Genomic DNA, 18,667 nt, shown 5'->3' with positions numbered 1-18,667 from the left:
GGGGAGTTGTTCCAGCGTGCCTGCATTCCGTCGATCGTCCACCGCCCTCGTCTCGGGGGTGCTCGGCCTGTCCTTGCTGCTCGCCGGGTGCGGCTCCAACCTCGATCCCAACGAGGTCGCTGGCGTCAACGGCCAGGTGGTCGCGGCCGACGGCACGCTCGTCGACGGCACGGTGCCGGGCACCACTCCGGGTGGCACGACCGGCGGGACCGCCGGTGGCACGACCGGCGGGACCACGGGGGGCACCACAGGGGGCACCGCCGGTGGGACGACCGGTGGGACGACCGGTGGGACGACCGGTGGCACGACCGGTGGGGAGCCCGGGGGTGAGCCCCCGGTGACGGCCTCCGACAAGGGCACCTGCGACGGCTTCAAGAACACGACCGGCATCACCGACGACACCATCACGATCGGCAACGCCTCCGACATCTCCGGCCCCGTGCCGGGGCTCTTCGAGTCGAGCGCCGAGGCGACCCAGGCATTCGTCTCCTTCTTCAACGCCACCGTCCCCGACGGCATCTGCGGGCGCTCACTGGTCCTGAAGACCTACGACAGCCGCACCGACGCCTCGGCCGACCAGCAGGCCTACACCGCTGCGTGCGACGAGGTCTTCGCGATGATCGGCTCGATGTCGGCCTTCGACTCCGGCGGCGCCTCCACCGCGCAGTCCTGCGGCTTGCCCGACATCCGCTCGGCGGCGGTCACCTCCGAGCGCAACGACTGCTCCACCTGCTTCGGCGCCCAGTCGACCAGGACCGGACTCGTGCAGAACTCGGTCGCCGACTTCGTGCTGAAGAACTACCCGGACTCTGCCGACAACGCGGGCTTCCTCTACATCAACGCGGGAGCGGCCGCGCAGAACGCCGTGAAGCAGGCCTCGGCCTGGGGCAAGCGGGGGCTGCAGTTCGACTACATCCAGGGCATCGACATCTCGGAGTTCAACTACGCCCCCTTCGTGCAGCAGCTCAAGGACAAGGGGATCGAGGTCGTCTTCTGGACCGGCGCCTACCAGCAGTCCGTGCGTCTGCGCCAGGCCATGGAGCAGCAGGGCTACGAGCCCAAGCTCTACCTGCGCGATCCCACCGACTACACCCCCGACTACGTCTCCTCCGGTGGCGACGCGGTCGAGGGGACGGTCATCTTCACGAACTTCGTGCCGTTCGAGGAGGCATCGTCGAGCCCCGAGATGACCAACTACCTCAGCTACCTCAACCAGGTGAAGCCCGGCGCCGACCCCGGCTTCTTCGGAGTCTTCTCCTGGTCCGCAGCGCGCCTCTTCGTGGAGCTCGCCACCAAGCTCGGCGGCAAGCTCAGCCGGGAGAGCCTGGTGGCCGAGGTGAAGAAGACGACCGACTGGACCTCGGAGGGACTGCACTCCCCCCAGGGTGTGGGCCCGAAGCAGACCGGCGAGTGCTGGCGCTACATCCAGCTGCGCGACGGCAAGTGGGTCCCGGTCGGTGGCACGAAGTACAGCTGCTCCGGACTCACCGAGGGATGACCTGCATCACCTTCGACTCCCTGGGTCGTTGCTTCGATATCCGTCCTACCTTCCTCTGGAGGAAGCCATGGCTCGTCCGAGCCGAGACCGCACCGCAGGCGCCCGCCTGCTCGTCCTGGCGACGCTGGCGCTCGCCCTGGCGGCCTGCGGATCCCAGCTCGACCCGGGCGACGTGCGCGTCGCAGGCGGCTCTACCGCGGTGGACGGCAGCTTCGTGAGCGCCGAGGGCGCCGTCCCTGGAGCCAGCGTCCCGGGGGCCGACCCCGCAGCGCCCGTCGTGCCGGGCACGGACGATGGCAGCACGGGTGGCACGAGCGGTGGTTCTACCGCGGTCGCAGGCTCGACGGGCAGCTCCGGGGCAGGTGGAGCCGAGGGCGAGACCGCCGGCTCCGGGGAGAACGCTCCGACCGGGACCACCGAGGCGGCCAGCTGCGACGGGTTCGACAACGACCAGACCGGCGTCACCGCCGACACCATCACGCTGGCCAACGCCTCGGACGTCTCCGGCCCGGTGCCCGGGATCTTCGAGTCGGCCCAGCAGGGGACGCGTGCGTTCGCGGCCTTCTTCAACTCCACCGAGGAGCTGTGCGGCCACAAGCTCGACGTCCTCTCACTCGACAGCCGCTCCGACGCGGGCGCCGACCAGCAGGCCTACCAGCGGGCCTGCGACGAGTCGTTCGCCGCCGTCGGGTCCCAGTCGGCCTTCGACTTCGGTGGTGCCGCGACCGCCCAGGCGTGCGGGCTGCCCGACCTGCGCGCCTACTCGCTCACCACCGAACGCCGTGCCTGCTCCACCTGCTACGCCGCCTACGGGGTGCAACCAGGCCAGGTGCCCAACGCGATGCCGCAGTACTGGGTGAAGAAGGAGCCGGAGGCCGTCAAGAACGTCGCGATGCTCTACGTCAACGCCGGTGCCGCCCCGGCGAACGCCTCCGCCTTCCGCAAGGCCTGGGAGGCCAACGGCTGGAACGTCGAGATCTTCCAGAGCATCGACGTCTCGGAGTTCAACTACGCCCCCTACGTCCAGCAGATGAAGGACGCCGGCACCGAGTTCGTGAACTACACCGGGCCGTACCAGTTCACCGTCAAGCTCCAGCAGGCGATGGCCCAGCAGGGCTTCAGCCCCCAGGTGTTCCTGCAGGACGCGACGATCTACGACGCGGGCTACGTCGAGCAGGCCGGTGAGCTCGGCAACGGCGTCTACGTCTACTCGCAGACCAACCTCTTCGACGACTTCTCCATCGCCGAGATGGAGCTCTACCGCGCGTGGCTCAACCAGGTCGCGCCGGGTGCCGAGCCCAACATCTACGGCGTCTACGCCTGGTCGGCGGCCCGCCTGTTCGTCGAGGAGGCCACCAAGCTCGGCGGCAAGCTGACCCGCAAGTCCCTGGTCGCCGCACTCGCCCAGGTGCGTGACTGGACCGCCAACGGCATGCACGTCCCCCAGGACGTGGGAGCCAAGACCACGGCCAACTGCGCCTCCATCATCCAGCTCGACCGTGGCACCTGGTCCAAGGTGTCGCCGGGCGAGTTCCTCTGCGGCTCGATGTCGAATCTAGGGAGCTGACCCATGAGCTCGTTCATCTCGTTCACCATCTTCGGTCTCGTGTCGGGGGCTGCCTACGCCATCGCCGCGTCGGGACTGGTGCTGACCTACACCACGACGCGGGTCTTCAACATCGCGCACGGCGCGTTCGGCATGGTGCTGGCCTTCGTTTTCTGGGACTTCTCCGAGCGCCAGGGACTGCCGCTGTGGTTCTCCCTGGTGCTGGTGCTCCTCGTGGTCGCTCCGGCGGCGGGCTGGTTCGTGTCACGGTTCGTGACCAAGGGCCTGGGTGAGGCTCCGGTCTCCTCCTCGCTGGTCGTGACGGTGGGCCTCTTCGTGGGGCTGATCGGGCTGGCGCAGCAGATCTGGCCTCCCGAGGCGCGGTTCGTGCCGCCGTTCTTCCCCGAGACGAGCTTCCAGCTCGGCGACACCTTCGTGACCGCGCACCAGCTGATCACGATCCTGTCCTCGATCGTGGTCGCGGTGCTGCTCTACCTGCTCCTCAACCGCACCCGCATCGGCACGGCGATGCGCGCCAGCGTCGACAACCCGGAGCTGCTCAAGCTCTTCGGCGGCAAGCCCGAGCAGGTCGCCTCGTTGTCGTGGGCGATCGGGATCTCGCTGGCCGCCCTGGGCGGGGTGCTTCTCGTGTCCGTGGTCGGGCTCGACTACTACGCGCTGACGCTGCTGGTCATCAACGCCTACGCCGCCGCGATGCTCGGGCGGTTGAAGAGTCTGCCGCTGACGTTCGTCGGTGCCATGGGTCTGGGCCTGCTGACGTCCTACGCCTCGGCGTACCTCCCGACCGAGGGGCTGCTCAACTCGGTGCGCAACGTGGTCCCGGCGTTGTTCCTCTTCGCGGTCATCATCATCCTTCCCCAGGCCCAGCTGCGGATCGGGCAGGTCAAGGGCATCGTATCCGCGCCGCTGCCCTCCCTGGGCAAGTCCGTGGGCTGGGGCCTGGCGCTCCTGGCGTTCGTGGGGCTGCTCGCCGGGTCGGCCTCGCAGGCCAACCTGCTGCTGGTCGGCACGGCTGCAACCTATGCGATCGTGATGCTCTCGCTCGTGCTGCTGACCGGCTACGGCGGGCACGTCTCGCTGGCCCAGCTGACCTTCGCGGGAGTCGGCGCGCTGGCCTACGCCAAGCTCGACCAGCCCAACCTCTACGGGCTGGTGCTCTCGGCGCTGATCGCCGCGGCGGTCGGCGGACTGGTGGCGCTGCCCGTGCTGCGCCTGACCGGGCTCTACCTGGCGCTGTCGACGCTCGCCTTCGCCACGATCATGGACAAGATGATCTTCCAGGCCGACTTCGCGTTCGGCTTCAACGGAACCCTGCCCGCGGGACGCCTCTCGATTCTCGGCACGGCGATCAACAGCACCGGCGGCTACGTCTTCGCGATGAGCGTGTTCCTCGTTCTGGTCGCCTGGGGACTGCTGCTGCTGCGCCGTGGGGTGCTGGGTCGGATGCTGATCGCCATGCGCGACAGCCCGGCCGCCTGCGGCACGTTGGGGCTGGACATGCGGTGGTTCCGCGTCGGGCTCTTCGGCATGTCGGCCGGCATCGCCGGGTTGGCCGGGGCGTTGTTCGCCGGGCTGCGGGGCACGATCGGGTCCGCGGACTTCCAGTCGTTCAACTCGCTGCCGCTGCTGCTGCTCGCCGTCGTCTTCGGGGTCACCTCCATCACCGGAGCGGTGCTCGGCGGCACCGGGCTGATGCTGCTGCCGGTGCTCTCCAGCGGTGACCCGCAGCTGGGTGGTCTGCTCTTCGCGGTCATCGGCTTCGGTGCGGTCTTCGCTGGTCGTGACCCCAACGGCCTGGCCAACCTGATCTTCCGCACCGGCCGGCTGCTCGAGGGCCGGGTGGCCCCCCAGGTGCTGGCCCGGATCCCCGATCTGCCCGGACGCGGTGCTCGCCGCCGCGGGCGCGGGGCCGACGCGCCGGGTGACGGCAGCGTCGAGGTGCCGCTGTCGCAGCTCACGCTCGATCCGAACGTCCCCGTGGAGGAGAAGGAGGTGGGTGCTCATGTCGCTTCTCGAGGTTGACGACGTCGTCGTCCAGTTCGGTGGGGTCACCGCGGTGAATCACGCGAGCTTCGTGGCCGAGGCCGGTCGGATCACGGGTCTGATCGGTCCTAACGGTGCGGGCAAGACCACCTGCTTCAACGTGATCAGCGGCCTGCAGAAGCCCACGAAGGGCAAGGTGCGCTTCGACTCCAAGACCGTCACGAACATGCCGGTCCACCGCCGCTCCAAGCGCGGGATGGGACGCACCTTCCAGCGACTGGAGGCCTTCGGGTCACTGAGCGTGAGGGAGAACGTGCGGGTCGCCCTCGACATCCACCGGGGCCTGCTGGGCCTGGTGAAGCCGGGTGCGGCCGACCTCGACGCCCTGTTGGAGCGGGTCGGGATCTCGGCGTACGCCGCCGAGCGTGCTGACTCGATCCCCACGGGCACCGCGCGGTTGCTCGAGCTGGCCCGGTGCCTGGCCGGTGAGCCGAAGCTGCTGCTCCTCGACGAGCCGTCCTCGGGCCTGGACGAGTCGGAGACCGGCGCCTTCGGCGACCTGCTCAAGGACCTCGCGGCCGGTGGCTGCGGAATCCTGATGGTCGAGCACGACATGGACCTGGTGATGAAGGTGTGCGACGAGATCCACGTCCTGGACTTCGGTTCGGTGATCGCCTCTGGCCTGCCGGGCGCGATCCGGTCGAACCCCAAGGTGCAGAAGGCCTACCTCGGCTACTCCGACGAGGCGCCCGACGAGTCGGCTGCCCTGGTCGGCACGCACCACGACCCGGCCCTCCACGACACCAGCGTGCTGCCCGTCGTACCCGACGAGATCGGAGCGGTGCGATGAGTGTCCCGATCCTGGAGGTCGTCGGCCTGACCGCGGCCTATGGCCGCATCGAGGTCTTGCGTGGTGTGGACCTGTCGGTGCCCAAGGGTGCGGTCATGGCGCTGCTGGGTCCCAACGGGGCGGGGAAGTCGACGCTGACGAAGGTCATCTGCGGGCAGAAGAAGGCCACCGGTGGCGACATCCACCTCGGCGGCGTCAACGTCCGCAACGCCTCGCCCGAGGAGCTCGCCCGGCTCGGCCTGTGCACGGTCCCCGAAGGTCGCTCGGTCTTCCCGAACCTCACGGTCCAGGAGAACCTGACGTTGATGTCCTATGCCGGGGTGCCGCCCGAGGCAGTCCTGGAGACCGCGTTCTCCTACTTCCCGCGGCTGCTGGAGCGCAAGGGCCAGCTCGCCGGGACGATGTCGGGTGGTGAGCAGCAGATGCTCGCGATGTCGAGGGCGCTGGCCTCGGACCCGGCCCTGCTGTTGCTCGACGAGCTCTCGATGGGGCTCGCGCCCCTGATCGTCGACGAGCTCTACGACACCGTCGCGCAGATCGCCGCCTCGGGGGTCTCGATCCTGTGCATCGAGCAGTTCGCCAGGACCGCGTTGCGGGTCTCGGACTATGCCGCAGTCATGTCGGGTGGACGCGTCGTCGCGTCCGGTGAGCCCGACGAAATCATGGAAACCATGCAGGACGTCATCCTCGGAGGTGCCGCATGAAGCGGCTTGCACACAGCCCGGCACGGCCCCAGACCCGCGCCTTCGTCCTGCCGCTCGCGGCCGCTGCCCTGGTCGGCGTCATGCTGCCGCTCAGCACGGGCTCCGCGGTCGCCGCGGTCGCGGCGGGCAGTGCCGAGGACGGGGAGCCGGCGTTCAGCGGCTTCTCCGGTGAGGCGTTCGGCAGCCCGGTCGAGATCGAGATCTACGAGCCTTCGATCCCGATCCCCTCGACGCCGCAGGCCGAGTTCCTCTTCGGCTACTCCCGCGTCGAAGCCGACTCGAGCAGCGCTGCCGGTCGCGCGAGCTACCTGTGGCCCGGCGACTCGCTCGGAGAGGGCGCCAAGACCGTCTTCGAGAACCTCGGTCTGCCACCCGAGATCTCGGGCCCGATCGCGGCCCAGGGCTACCCGTTCCAGGTCAACTCCACCTTCCCCTCCGGTGAGGAGTTCGCCTCCGACGAGCCGTTCCCCGGGGTCGTCCAGCGCACCGGTGCCGCTGACGGCAGGGTCTACGCCGACATGGCCTACTCCTCCGACTGCCAGGCCCAGGACCCTGCCGGCGACGACGGCGGGGGTGACGGCGGCGACGACGGCGGGGGTGGCGGCGGGGCGACTCCTGGCCTGCCCGGTCTCCCGGGTCTCCCCGGTCTGACTGGTGGGTCGGCCCAGGCCGGCCAGCAGCCTTCCGGATCCCGGGCTGCGGCCGCCGAGGAGACCCCGTGCCAGTTTCCCGCGGAGCTCGCGGCCCTCGTGGACGTCGGCGGCTACACCTCGACCAGCAGCATCGTCGACGACGCGACCCAGGTCCGCAGCGTCAACCGTGCCGTGCTGAGCGACATCAGCCTGCTGGGTGGTGTGGTGCAGATCAGCTCGATCCAGGCCCGGTCGGTCTCGACGAGCAACGGCCGGAGCAGCGACGCCGACGGGGGAGCGTCCTATGGCGTGATCACCGTCGCGGACCAGAAGTTCCGTTTCGGGCCCGACGGCTTCGAAGCCGCAGGCCAGTCCCAGGGCGCCCCCGAGACCCCGGCTGAGGTCGCCGCGGCGCTGGGGGAGCTGGGCCTGACGATCACGCTGCCGAAGCCGGAGCTCGAGGCCAAGGGCGGCAAGGCCACCAGCAAGATCGTGGGCATGAGCGTCGAGATCGACCTCAAGACCCTCAACATGGTCCTGACCCAGCTCCCGCTCTCCGACATCTTCATCGAGCTGCCCGACGACCTGGGCCCCATCAAGAGTGCCCTGCTGTCCGCGGCCAACCTCGCCTCCCGCGTCGTGGTCAACCTCGGCGTCGCCGAGAGCGCCGTCGAGACCGTCCAGGGCATCGACATCCCCGTGCCTCCCACCCCGGAGCCCGAGGAGGAGACCGGCGAGGAGGAAGGCGGCGGAGCGTCGGGGGGCAACACCTCAGGTGGCTCGACCGGCTCCAGTGCCGGCGCACCTCCCTCGAGCACCCCGGCCGCTCCCGGCGGCGACGTCGCACCCGCGGCGGGTGAGCTGCCCACTGATGCGGCACTCGCCTCGGGCCTGCCCAAGCTGTTCTCCATCCCTGGTGTCCTGCTCTTCGGTGGCCTCGCGGCTGCCGCGGTCGCCGGCTCCTACATGCGCAAGATGGGTGCCCTCGCCCTCGGCGGCGGCGCCGCCTGTCCCCACGGCCTCGACAGCGGCCTGCCCGACCTGAGAAAGGCCTGACCATGAGCACCACGACCAGCACCCCCGCGAGCGGGGCCCGCACCGGCGGCCTGTCCTCCGACCTTCCCCGCGCCGGGTCGCGCGGGGGATCGGGAGCTGCGCCGCTGAAGAACAACTACTCCTCGCTGCTGCAGGTCGTGCTGTTCTGGCTCGGCGCGATCCTGATGCCCACCGGCATCATCGTGATCCTGCTCGGCTACTACGGCGTGGCCAACGCGGCCTTCGACTTCGACCGTGAGGCCTACTCCTACTCCGGCGGGTTCCTCGGGCTCGCGCTGACCTTCAGCGGCGGGTTCCTCTACTTCGGCGCCTGGCTGGCCAGGATCGCCGAGGACAACCGGGAGTCCTCCAAGCGCCTTGCCGACACCCTGCTCGTCCTCGCCGACGTCACCTCACGCTCCGCCGCGATCAACGACAACGGCGTCGACGTCGCAGCGCTGCCCGTCATCGCCGGCAACGGCACCACCATCCACCGCCGCGACTGCGCCCTCATCGCCCACCGCGACGACCTGCGCCCCGCCGGCGACACCCCCGGCCTCACCGCCTGTCGGGTCTGCAAGCCGTGAAAGGGCTTCGTCCTTCCATTGGGAGTACGTGAAAGGACTTCGTCCTTCCACCGGGAGTGCTCGCTTCGCTCGTACTCCCGGTGATCGGTGAGCACCCCGGGATAGTGCGGGACGTTTTCGACCCTCCGAGCCGCTCGGAGGGTCGAAAACGTCCCGCACTATCCCTCCGGGTCCTCCGGCACCGTCACCGCGACCGCCTCATCGGGACGGTGCGCCAGCACGGTCTCGAGGTAGTCGGCGGCGGTGTCGAAGATGCTGATCTCGCGGCCGGCGCGTTCGGAGAGGTACCACCGGTGGACGAGGATCTCGTGGAAGATCTCGGCCGGTTCCAGCTTGCCGCGGCCCTCGGCCGGCACCATGGCGATGATGGGTTCGTAGATCTGGGTCAGCCACGTGTTGGCCACCAGGGTGCGGTCCTCGCGGCCGAGGTCGGAGTGGGCCGTGAAGGAGGCCAGGTCGTTGAGCAGCCGGCGCGCCTGGGCGTCCTCGACGTGCAGGCCGGTGAGGGCCTGGAGCTCGCGCTGGTGGTGGCCGAGCTCGACGGCCTTGGGCTGGATGCGCACCCGGTCGCCGTCGAAGTCCGTGACGATGTCGAGCTCGTCGACGTCGAAGCCGAGGTCGTTGAGCCGCTCGACGCGCTGCTCGATGCGCCACAGCTCTCCGGCGCCGAACTCCTCCTCGGCGGTGAGCTCGTCCCACAGCACGTGGTAGCGGTCGGCCAGCAGCGTGATGATGTCGTGGGCCTCGAGTTCGTGGGTGAGGGAGTTGCTGGCCTGGAGGTCGAGCAGCTCCGCGAAGACGTTCTCCGTGGCGATGGTGAGGTCGTAGTCCCGCATGCTGGCTGACAGCGTCGGCTTCAGCTCGCCGGTCTCTGCGTCGACGAGGTAGGCAGCGAAGCCGCCGGCACTGCGCCGGAACAGCACGTTGGACAGCGAGACGTCACCCCAGAAGAAGTCGGCCAGGTGCAGGCGCACGAGGAGCACGACGAGGGCGTCGACGAGCGAGGGGACATTGTCGGCGCTCAGCCCGTGGGCGAAGAGGTTGCGATAGGGCAGTGAGAATCGCAGGTGCTCGGTCATGAGCGCCGCCGGCAGCTCCTCGCCACCGGCGTCGACCCGGCCGGTCACGACGCCCTGCGGCACGACGGCGGGCAGGCCCATGCGCTGGAGGTCACGGAGCAGCCGGTACTCCCGGAAGGCGATGGCGTCGACGGTCTCCTTGACCGCGTAGGTGCGCTCGCCGAGCCGGATGATCCGCACGACGTGGCGCGACAGGCCGCGGGGGAGCGGCACGACGTAGTCGTCGGTCCACTCCTCGAGCGGCGTCGACCAAGGCAGGCCGAGGAGCGCGGGGTCGGGCCGGTTGGCCACGATGTGGAGCGCCATGTCGACAGGCTAGTGGCCGGGGTCCTCGACGACCGCCCAGACGGTGACGCCGGGCCCGCTCGCGAACGGACCGACCGGCTCCTCGGTCGAGACCAGGGGCTCACCGAGCACCAGCGGCAGGTCGACCGCCGGACCGGCCGCGCGCCGCGCCACCACGAGGACCGATCCCTCCGGGTGCTCACGCAGGAACATCAGTGCGTCGTCGTCGACGTGGGCCCAACGCAGCCCGCCTCGCCGCAGCGCGACGTGGGCGGTGCGCGCCGCCGCGAGGGCGCCGTACGTCGCCAGCGTGGTGTGGTCCCACGTCTCAGGGCGGTGCCAGGGCATCGTGCGGCGCGCGTCCTCGCCCAGGACGCCTTCGAGCCCGATCTCGTCGCCGGCGAAGATCATCGGCACACCGGGCAGCGTGAACTGCAGCCCGGCAGCGACCCGGTGCTGCACCGGGTCGCCGACCACGGTGCGGATGCGGGCGCTGTCGTGGGAGCCGAGGATGTTCCACGACGCGCAGGTCGCGCGCCACCCGTAGCGACCGCCCCACTCGTCGAGGCTGCGTCGTAGGGCGGGTCCACCGCGCCGCGGGACCGGCACGGGCCGTCCGAAGGGACGCGCGGGCGAGTCGGGGTCGCGCAGCCAGGACCACACGGGCCAGGAGAACCCGGAGTAATTCATGGTGCCGTGCCAGCCGTCACCGGGCAGGTCGGTCGACGCGTCGTGGTTGTGCTCGCCGATGACCAGGGCGTCGGGCCGCTCGGCCCGGGCGGTGCGGTTGATGCCGCGGGCCACGTCGTGGTTGACGTCGAGGTCGGCCAGGCGGCCGGTCATGTTGGCGACGTCGATGCGCCAGCCGTCGACGTCGAAGGGAGGCCGCAGCCAGCGCGCCACGACGCTGTCGGGTCCCTCGGTCATGGCCGCGCGCAGCGCTGGCTCGGCGTGGTTGAGCTTGGGCAGCGTGTGGTGGCCCATCCAGGACTCGTAGTCGCCGTGCTCGCCGAAGTGGTACCAGCTGCGGGTCGTCGCGTCCGCGTCGGCGACGGCGCGGTGGAACCACTCGTGGGTGTCGCCGGTGTGGTTGGTCGTGAGGTCGCCCAGCAGCCGCCAGCCGCGCGCGTGGACGGCGCTGCTGAGCCGTGCGTAGGCCTCGTCGCCGCCGAGGAGCGGGTCGACGCCGTCGAAGGTGGAGGCGTTGTAGCGGTGGTTGCTCTCGCCCGGGAAGACCGGGGTCGTGTAAAGGATCGTCGCGCCGACCTGCGCCACGTGGTCGAGGTGCTCGACGACGCCGTCGAGGTCTCCGCCGAAGAACTGCAGCGGCGTGTGCGGGTCGCCCGGCTCGAAGGCCACCTCGTCGTCCCAACCGGCGGGGACGGCCCAGTCGGGGACGGCGCGCGCGTCGGCCGCCGCCGAGCGGGCGAAGCGGTCCGGGAAGACCTGGTAGACGACACCGTCGCGGCCCCAGTCGGGCGGTCCGTCGTGGGAGGTGAGGCGGAAGTCGAAGGCGTCGGGACCGTCGTGCTCGATGACACCGGCGGCGGTCACCCAGCGCTGGGCCGCGTCACGGCCGGTGCCGTGGGCGAGCAGGAAGCGGTAGTGGGTGACCGGGTTGTGGAGCGGCAGCTCGCCGGCCCACCAGACCGTGTCGCCGACCCACTCGACGACGCGGCAGGGGTGGAACACCGGCTCGGCGTCGTAGGTCGTGCGGATCCAGACCGCCTCGACGGGGTCGTCGGTGTGGGTGCGCAGCCGGACCGTGACCAGCGCGCCCGGGCGGGGGTGCTCGTCGGCGACGTAGAGGGGGGAGCCGTCGTGGTGCGGCTCGTGCAGGAGGCTCACGGCTCGAGCCTGACAGCACCCGTCCCGCGCTCGGCGGCCTCGTCCCCCGGGTTGTGGAGCGCACAGCTGCGCAGGCTCAGGCAGCCGCACCCGATGCACCCGTCGAGCCGCTCGCGCAGCAGCTCGATCCGGCGGATCTGCTCGTCGAGCCGCGGCCGCCACGCCTTGCTCAGGCGGTGCCAGTCGGCCTTGGTCGGGGTGCGTCGGTCGGGCAGCGCCGCCAGCGCCTCGGCGACCTCGTCGAGGCTCAGCCCGACGCGCTGGGCCGCGCGGATGAACGCCACGCGGCGCAGCTCGGAGTGCTCGTAGCGGCGCTGGTTGCCCGTCGTACGACGGGAGTGGACGAGGCCGCGCGCCTCGTAGAAGCGGATGGTGCTCGTGGCGACCCCGGAGCGCTCCGCGAGGTGGCCGATCGTCAGCTCTGACACTGCTCCAGCCTGGCCGGACCTCGAGCGGACTTCAAGTCCGAGCCGCGCCCACATCTAGAACACGTTCTAGTTGCCTGGTAGGGTCCGCCGCGTGCCCCTCAGTGACGGAGACCGCGTCCGCAGCCTCCTGGGCACCTACTGCCACCTCATCGACGCTGGTGACTTCGTGGGGATCGGTCGGCTGATGGCCGACGCGACGCTGCGCACGTTGGACGGGACCACGATCGCGACGGGGGCCGTCGAGGTCGAGGCGTTGTACGCCGGGCTGGTGCTGCTCCACGACGACGGCACGCCCGGCACCCAGCACGTCGTGGCCAACACCGCGTTCGACGAGCCGGCCGAGGGCCCGGGGCCTGACGACGGCTCGCTGCGCGCCACCTCGTCGTACGTCGTGCTGCAGGCGACCGCTGACCTGCCGCTGCAGCCGATCGTGACCGGCACCTACGTCGACACCTTCGACCAGGACCGGACGGGCCGGTGGCGCTTCCGTGAGCGTCGCTTCGGGATCGGCCGCCAGGGCACCCTCGCCCACCACCTCACCGGCCATGCCGGACCCACCGCACCGGGAGCGACCTCATGACCCAGACCCCCACCTCCGAGCAGCGCGTCGTGGTCATCACCGGCGCCGCGTCCGGGATCGGCTTCGCGACCGCGGAGCTCTTCCGCGACCTGGGCGAGGTGGTCTACGGCCTCGACATCGTCCCGACGGTCCCCGAGGGCGTCACCTACATCGAGTGCAACGTGGGGTCCAAGGCCGCGGTCGACGCTGCGATCGCGCGCTGCGCCGAGCACGGCCGCATCGACGTGCTCGCCAACGTCGCGGGCATCGTCCAGTTCGGACGGTTCGAGCAGATCACCGAGGAGGAGTACGACCGTGTCCAGGCCGTCGACCTCAAGGGGCCGTTCCTCCTCATGCAGGCCGCGATGCCGCACCTCAAGGCGTGCACCGGCAACATCGTCAACGTCTCCTCGGTCGCGGGAAACGTCGCCCAGCCCTACGCGACGGCGTACGCCGCGGCGAAGGGTGGCCTGACCCAGCTGACCAGAGCCCTGGCGCTCGAGCTCTCGCCCGACAACATCCGCGTCAACGCGATCTGCCCCGGCACGGTCGACACCCCGATCGTGTCCCACGTCGCCAGCATCTTCCCGCCGGACCTCGACGCCCGCGTCTCCGACCGGCTGCTGATGATGCTGCCCGGCCGGGCGATCACGCCGGCAGAGATCGGCTCCGCGATCGTCTACCTCGCCTCGAAGGATGCCCGGATGATCACCGGCTCGGTGCTGGCCTTCGACGGCGGCATGAGCTGAGTCGGGTCAGGACCGCAGCTGGTCCTCGACGTACGACGGCCGCGAGGCCGCGAGCCCGACCAGGAGCAGCGGCACGCACAGCCCGATGAGGACCAGAAGTGGCACCGTCCACCCGCCTGTCAGGTCGTGCAGCAGCCCGACGCCGAACGGACCGATCGCGGCCAGCAGGTAGCCCACCGACTGGGTGAAGCCCGACAATGCGGCCGTGCCCGCAGGAGTCCGAGAGCGCAGCCCGATCTGCGTGAGGATCAACGGGAACGTCGTGGTGCCGATGCCGATGAGGACCGCCCAGACCCAGGCTCCGCCGTACGGCGCCACGATCATGCCGGTGTAGCCGACCGGATAGCACAGCACCACGGCCCACACGATGGGGCGTTGGTCGAGCATCCGGGCCGCGAGCGCGGGGATGATGAACGACAACGGGATGGTGACGCCGGTGATGACGCCGAGGAGCACCCCGGCCGTGGCCGCCGAGTGGCCGGCGTCGCGGAAGATCACGGCGAACCAGCCGAAGATCGCATAGGCCTGCAGCGACTGGATGCCGAAGAACAGCGCCATCAGCACCCCGATGCGGGTGCGCGCCACGGCCGCGAGACCGATCGGCGAGTGCCCCGGACCTGAGTCCTCGTCGCTGCGTTCGTCGTGGCCGTGGCGGAGCAGCAGGATCCACGGGATCGCGGCGATCGCCGCGGTGATCGCCCACGCGGCCAGCCCGTCGCGCCAGTCGCCGGCGGCGTCGCTGATCGGGACCGTGGCGATCGAGGCGAGGGTCAGCCCGCACGCGAGTGAGGTGGAGTAGAGCGCCGTCAACAGCCCGAGTCGGTCGGGGAAGTGCGCCTTCACCAGCGACGGCAGCAGCACGTTGGCGGTCGCCATGCCGCCCAGGGCCAGCAGCGACAACGCGAGGAAGGTCCCCACGTGGTCCACCCGGCTGCGGCCCAAGAGGCCCACGACGACGGCGGCCAGGGCCAGGAGCGTGAGGCGGTGGGTGCCGACGAGCCGGGCCAACCGAGGGGCCAGGGCGCCGAAGAGCGCGAAGGCGAGCACCGGCAGCGACGTGAGGACGCCGGCCTCGGTGCCCGACATGTCGAGGCCGGCGCGGATCTCGTCGAGCACCGGCCCGACGCTGACCGCGGCCGGGCGCAGGTTGAAGGCGAGCACCACGATCCCGACCAGCACGAGGATGCGCGCGGCCCTGCTCTCCCGCGGGGGTGACGAGGAAGAGGTGGAGGGGGTCGAGGAGGTGGGGCCCGAGGTCACCGGTGCAGTGTTCCAGGCCTCTCCGGGGCTGCCCCACATGACCCTCGAACCCCCCACTCGGGCTATGGCGCAGTCCACCGGGCTCTCCTAGCGTCAGAATCGCTGTCTGGGTCGCGGGCGGCCCGAGGAGGTCGTCCCGAAGTGCTCCCACGTCCTAGTCGTCTGCTTGTCCCTGCCCTCGCGCTGGTCCTGCTCGCCGGAGTGGGTGCCAACGGGTCCGCCACCGGGGCCCTCCCGGCCGCGAGTCCTGCCGTCGCCGCACCCGCCGCGCTAGCGCCTTCGACACCGATCCTGCTCTCCGACGACAACGCGTCCAGACCGGGCGTGGCCGTGGGCGAGGACGGCACCGTCCACCTGGGCTGGGTCGAGGAGCCCGACGGCGGTCCCGACACGTTCGTCTACTGCCGGATGCCGCGAGGTGCCACGGCCTGCGAGACCGAGGAGCGCTTCGAGCAGCCGGGGCTCAACTCCTTCGGCCCGGTCGACATCATCCTGCGCGACGGCGACGTCGTGCAGGTGCTCGGCTACGTCGACGGACCCGGCTCCCTGCTCTTCGAGTCGCTCGACGGCGGCGACACCTTCCTCGAGGCGCGCCCGATCGGCTCGATCCAGACCGGCTGGAGCGTGGCCGGTCCAGGACTCAACTCGGTGATGGCGGCCTACTCCGGATCGGCGGGGCCGCCGGGCGCCGGCGTCCAGGTCCAGCCGACCGACGGGGGCTTCGCCTCCCAGTACGTCGAGCTCAACGACGGCATCGACCGCTACTTCAGCGGCGGCGCGGGCCTCCTCGACGAGCAGACGCCGATCTCGGCCTACACCGACCTCGACGACACCTTCATCCGCCGCTACGACCCCACCGCCGGCGGCGACTACAACAACATCGACAACTGGCTGGATTCGCAGACGCTGCCCGGTGAGAACGAGCCGACGATGGTCACGGGAGCCAGTGGCACCTACCTGATGACCCACGTCGAGTTCGGCAGCGCGATCCGTGACGCCTACCAGGTCCGCAAGGTCTCGGCCGCCGACGGCTCCCTCTCGACCCCGTTCCTCGCCACCGACATCGGGCCTGCGCTGTTCGGCACGATGACCGCCGACGCCGGTGGGGGCCTCACGTCCGTGTGGACCGACTCCGGCGAGTTCGCGGACATCCGCTCGTCCTACTCCGCCGGTGGTGGGGCCTTCACCCCTCCCGGCACCCTGGTCAAGAACGTCCGGGCCTTCAACCTCCGCGTGCGCACGGCAGGCGACGGTGGTGGCTTCGTGGTGTGGGACGACAACGACAACGGGAGCGTGTTCGGTGCGCCCATCCCGGCCGGAGGCGTGACGCCCGACCCGGAGGGGCCGCCCCCGCCGCCCAACGTCGGGGGGTTCACCCCGCCGGGCAACACCGCGTCCTGCAAGCGCACGGTCACGATCAAGGCGGGCGTCGTCGCCGCGGCCCAGGGGGGACCGTGCTTCGACGAGGTCAAGCCCGGGGTCTGGTCGACGACCAGCGACGTCAACATCAACGGCATCCGTTTCGTGGGCGGCAAGTCCTCCACGCGGATCACCGTGGACACCAAGACGCACAAGGTCACCGCGACCGCGGGGGTCGTGCAGAAGGCAGGCCCGATCGTCCTCGCGAAGGACGCGGGGACCTGGGACATCGACGGTGCCACCGAGTTCACCGGCATCGAGAAGTTCGGCATCAAGCTCTTCGACTTCAAGGCGCTCGGCATCGCCAGCGTGAGGTTCGCCAGCGGCAAGGCCGAGGTGACGCTCAACCTGGCCCTCCCGCAGCCCTTCGACGTCATCAGCGGGCAGACCGTGCTCACCACCACGATGCTCCAGGGCCTCAGCCTGACCAAGATCACGATCCGCGCCCCGGAGCTCACGGTGGGGGAGTTCGGCTTCAAGGACCTGCTCATCACCTACGACCGGTCCAGCTCGGAGTTCAACGGCAAGGTCCAGCTCAAGCTGCCGCCCTCGGGCTCCTTCGTGGAGGTGCTGATCGGCTTCCGCGCCGGCAAGCTCGTGAAGCTCGGGCTGACCTACAAGGACGGACCGCCGTTCCCGTTCACGATCTACCCCGGCCTGTGGGTCACCGGCGTGGGCTTCCTCTACGACGGCACGGAGGGCTTCGCGATCGGTGGGGGCGCCGACCTGGCCATCCCGACGCCGGAGGGGCCGATCACGATCGACGCGATCGGGTCGCCGCCCGGCACCGGCGGCGGCTTCCGCTTCGCCGTGCCCAACACCGGTCCTGCGTCGCTGGACCTGCAGGGCACGCTGCGACTCTTCGGGTTCGCCCTGGCCAACACCAAGGCGCACTTCGACACCAGCGGTCTGTTCAACTTCAGGACCACCGTCGACATCGGCTTCCCCCGCCTCGGCGTCAACGGGTCCGTCGGGGGCGAGGTCAACCTGGCCGCCGGCACCTTCTACGCCGATGCGGCGATCAACATCTGCGTGATCCTCTGCGTGGGTGGCAAGGGCGTGATCTCCGACATCGGCATCGCCATCTGCGGCGACATCAGCTTCGGCGTCGACCCGTTCAGCTTCACGCTCGGGTTCCTCGTCGGCTACAAGTGGAAGACCGGGCTCGAGGTCGGCAGCACGTGCGACATCGGGTCCTACAAGACCCCTGCCACCGGAGAGGCGCCGTCCCCGACCGAGGCCACGGTCAGCGCCGACGGCACGCTCTTCCTGCCGGGCTCCTCGGACCCCACGTCGTACGCCGTCAACGTGCCGGGGGAGGGCGGGGTGCCGACCGTGGTGGTCCGTGACGTCAACAACAACATCGTCGTCCAGAGCGACCAGGCCTCGCCCTTCGAGCCGCAGCAGGGCGGGGACGTCGTCCTGGTCCCGAGCCCCTCGACGGACTCGGTGCGTCTCGTGGTCATCCAGCGCAGCGCCCAGCCGGTGGCCTACAAGATCACCGCCACCGGAGGCAGCCAGCTCCAGCGGCGCCTGGCCCGGCAGCCCGACGGCAGCCCGACCGCGGTGCCGGCGATCACGGTCGCGGAGTCGTTCGATGCGACCGCGGTCACGGCGACCGTGGCCGGCGCCGTCACCAGCCGGAAGCGCACGCTGTCCTACACCTCCACCAACCTCGGCGAGAGCGGCCGCTCGGTCCGCTTCGTCGAGACCAGCGCGGCGGGGCTCAACCGCGTCATCGGCACCAGTGACGACCCGAGCGGCTCGCTGCCGTTCACCGTGTCCGACGCGGTGGCCGGCACGCGGTCGATCGAGGCCGTGGTGCTCAACAGCGAGGGGCTCCCGATCTCGACCACGACCGTCGCCGGCTTTACCGCGCCGGGCTACGTGCTTCCCACGAAGCCGACCAAGCTCAAGCTGGCCGTTGACGCGCGGTCGCGCCTCACGGTGACGTGGGCGGGCTCGCGGGCGCAGCGGTGGCTGGTCTACGCCGTGGTCGAGGACGGTCGGCGGGTGCAGCTCAGCACCACGGGTCGCAAGGTCGTGCTGCCTGCCGTCGGTCGACGCGAGAAGGTGCGGATCACGGTCTACGGCGTTGACCGCCTCGGCCGCGAGGGTCCGGCTGCCAGCGCGAAGCGCCCGTGAGGGCGCCCCGGACCGCGCCGACTAGCATGTGCGCGCGCA

Annotated in this window: 14 protein-coding genes; 10 read left to right on the top strand and 4 right to left on the bottom strand. The window is 70.5% G+C overall.

Going from position 1 to position 18,667, the window contains the following annotated elements; all coding sequences use genetic code 11:
- Positions 1–16 precede the first annotated feature (16 nt).
- The 7 genes from BM204_RS01845 (at position 17) to BM204_RS01815 (ending at position 8,856) form a co-directional block, all read left to right on the top strand.
- Positions 17–1,498 carry an ABC transporter substrate-binding protein gene (locus BM204_RS01845; RefSeq protein ID WP_143099624.1) on the top strand — a complete coding sequence of 494 codons (1,482 nt, stop codon included), beginning with the start codon at positions 17–19 and terminating at the stop codon, positions 1,496–1,498.
- 67 nt (positions 1,499–1,565) lie between these two features.
- Positions 1,566–3,065 (top strand): ABC transporter substrate-binding protein, encoded by a 1,500-nt coding sequence (locus BM204_RS01840; protein WP_091109917.1) that lies wholly within the window; start codon positions 1,566–1,568, stop codon positions 3,063–3,065.
- 3 nt (positions 3,066–3,068) lie between these two features.
- The gene (locus BM204_RS01835; RefSeq protein WP_091109915.1) at positions 3,069–5,087 is read left to right on the top strand and encodes a branched-chain amino acid ABC transporter permease; all 2,019 of its coding nucleotides are present in this window, start codon (positions 3,069–3,071) and stop codon (positions 5,085–5,087) included.
- Positions 5,068–5,898, top strand: coding sequence for an ABC transporter ATP-binding protein (locus BM204_RS01830; RefSeq protein ID WP_091110056.1), 831 nt, complete (start codon positions 5,068–5,070; stop codon positions 5,896–5,898). Before BM204_RS01835 ends, BM204_RS01830 begins: the two co-directional genes overlap by 20 nt.
- Positions 5,895–6,602, top strand: coding sequence for an ABC transporter ATP-binding protein (locus BM204_RS01825; protein WP_091109914.1), 708 nt, complete (start codon positions 5,895–5,897; stop codon positions 6,600–6,602). Before BM204_RS01830 ends, BM204_RS01825 begins: the two co-directional genes overlap by 4 nt.
- Positions 6,599–8,290 carry a hypothetical protein gene (locus BM204_RS01820; protein ID WP_091109912.1) on the top strand — a complete coding sequence of 564 codons (1,692 nt, stop codon included), beginning with the start codon at positions 6,599–6,601 and terminating at the stop codon, positions 8,288–8,290. Before BM204_RS01825 ends, BM204_RS01820 begins: the two co-directional genes overlap by 4 nt.
- 2 nt (positions 8,291–8,292) lie before the next feature.
- A complete protein-coding gene (locus tag BM204_RS01815) occupies positions 8,293–8,856 on the top strand; it encodes a hypothetical protein (RefSeq protein WP_091109911.1) in 564 nt (187 codons plus the stop codon).
- Between the two features lie 158 nt (positions 8,857–9,014).
- Here the strand turns inward: BM204_RS01815 and BM204_RS01810 are convergent, their stop codons facing one another.
- From BM204_RS01810 to soxR, 3 genes are read right to left on the bottom strand one after another with little or no spacing between them, the layout of a single operon-like run.
- A complete protein-coding gene (locus BM204_RS01810; protein WP_091109909.1) occupies positions 9,015–10,241 on the bottom strand; it encodes a DUF4032 domain-containing protein in 1,227 nt (408 codons plus the stop codon).
- 9 nt (positions 10,242–10,250) lie between these two features.
- Positions 10,251–12,068, bottom strand: a complete 1,818-nt coding sequence (locus BM204_RS01805) for a glycoside hydrolase family 13 protein (protein ID WP_091109908.1) — start codon at positions 12,066–12,068, stop codon at positions 10,251–10,253.
- Positions 12,065–12,496, bottom strand: coding sequence for a redox-sensitive transcriptional activator SoxR (soxR, locus tag BM204_RS01800; protein ID WP_246165746.1), 432 nt, complete (start codon positions 12,494–12,496; stop codon positions 12,065–12,067). Before soxR ends, BM204_RS01805 begins: the two co-directional genes overlap by 4 nt.
- 91 nt (positions 12,497–12,587) lie before the next feature.
- Between soxR and BM204_RS01795 the strand changes: the two genes are divergently transcribed.
- Both BM204_RS01795 and BM204_RS01790 read left to right on the top strand, forming a co-directional pair.
- On the top strand, positions 12,588–13,076 hold the full coding sequence (locus BM204_RS01795; RefSeq protein ID WP_170259039.1) for a nuclear transport factor 2 family protein: 489 nt from the start codon (positions 12,588–12,590) through the stop codon (positions 13,074–13,076).
- Positions 13,073–13,804, top strand: a complete 732-nt coding sequence (locus tag BM204_RS01790) for an SDR family NAD(P)-dependent oxidoreductase (protein WP_091109903.1) — start codon at positions 13,073–13,075, stop codon at positions 13,802–13,804. Before BM204_RS01795 ends, BM204_RS01790 begins: the two co-directional genes overlap by 4 nt.
- A gap of 6 nt (positions 13,805–13,810) precedes the next feature.
- Here BM204_RS01790 and BM204_RS01785 read toward each other — a convergent pair whose 3' ends face one another.
- Entirely contained in the window at positions 13,811–15,064 is a 1,254-nt protein-coding gene (locus BM204_RS01785; RefSeq protein ID WP_246165749.1) for a CynX/NimT family MFS transporter, read from the bottom strand.
- Positions 15,065–15,205: 141 nt separating this feature from the next.
- Here BM204_RS01785 and BM204_RS01780 point away from each other — a divergent pair, with 141 nt between their 5' ends.
- The gene (locus BM204_RS01780) at positions 15,206–18,628 is read left to right on the top strand and encodes a hypothetical protein (RefSeq protein WP_143099623.1); all 3,423 of its coding nucleotides are present in this window, start codon (positions 15,206–15,208) and stop codon (positions 18,626–18,628) included.
- The last annotated feature ends 39 nt before the right edge of the window (positions 18,629–18,667 follow it).

The sequence above is a fragment of the Nocardioides psychrotolerans genome, assembly GCF_900113685.1.
GTDB classification, from domain to species: Bacteria; Actinomycetota; Actinomycetes; order Propionibacteriales; family Nocardioidaceae; genus Nocardioides; species Nocardioides psychrotolerans.
Note: the sequence above shows the minus strand (reverse complement) of the source record. Positions and strands in the feature narration are given on the sequence as shown.

Coding starts and splice junctions, on each gene's coding strand:
- BM204_RS01815 (WP_091109911.1), top strand. CDS start 8,293: ATGAGCACCACGACCAGCACCCCCGCGAGCGGGGCCCGCACCGGCGGC.
- BM204_RS01810 (WP_091109909.1), bottom strand. CDS start 10,241: ATGGCGCTCCACATCGTGGCCAACCGGCCCGACCCCGCGCTCCTCGGC.
- BM204_RS01830 (WP_091110056.1), top strand. CDS start 5,068: ATGTCGCTTCTCGAGGTTGACGACGTCGTCGTCCAGTTCGGTGGGGTC.
- BM204_RS01835 (WP_091109915.1), top strand. CDS start 3,069: ATGAGCTCGTTCATCTCGTTCACCATCTTCGGTCTCGTGTCGGGGGCT.
- BM204_RS01820 (WP_091109912.1), top strand. CDS start 6,599: ATGAAGCGGCTTGCACACAGCCCGGCACGGCCCCAGACCCGCGCCTTC.
- BM204_RS01825 (WP_091109914.1), top strand. CDS start 5,895: ATGAGTGTCCCGATCCTGGAGGTCGTCGGCCTGACCGCGGCCTATGGC.
- BM204_RS01840 (WP_091109917.1), top strand. CDS start 1,566: ATGGCTCGTCCGAGCCGAGACCGCACCGCAGGCGCCCGCCTGCTCGTC.
- BM204_RS01790 (WP_091109903.1), top strand. CDS start 13,073: ATGACCCAGACCCCCACCTCCGAGCAGCGCGTCGTGGTCATCACCGGC.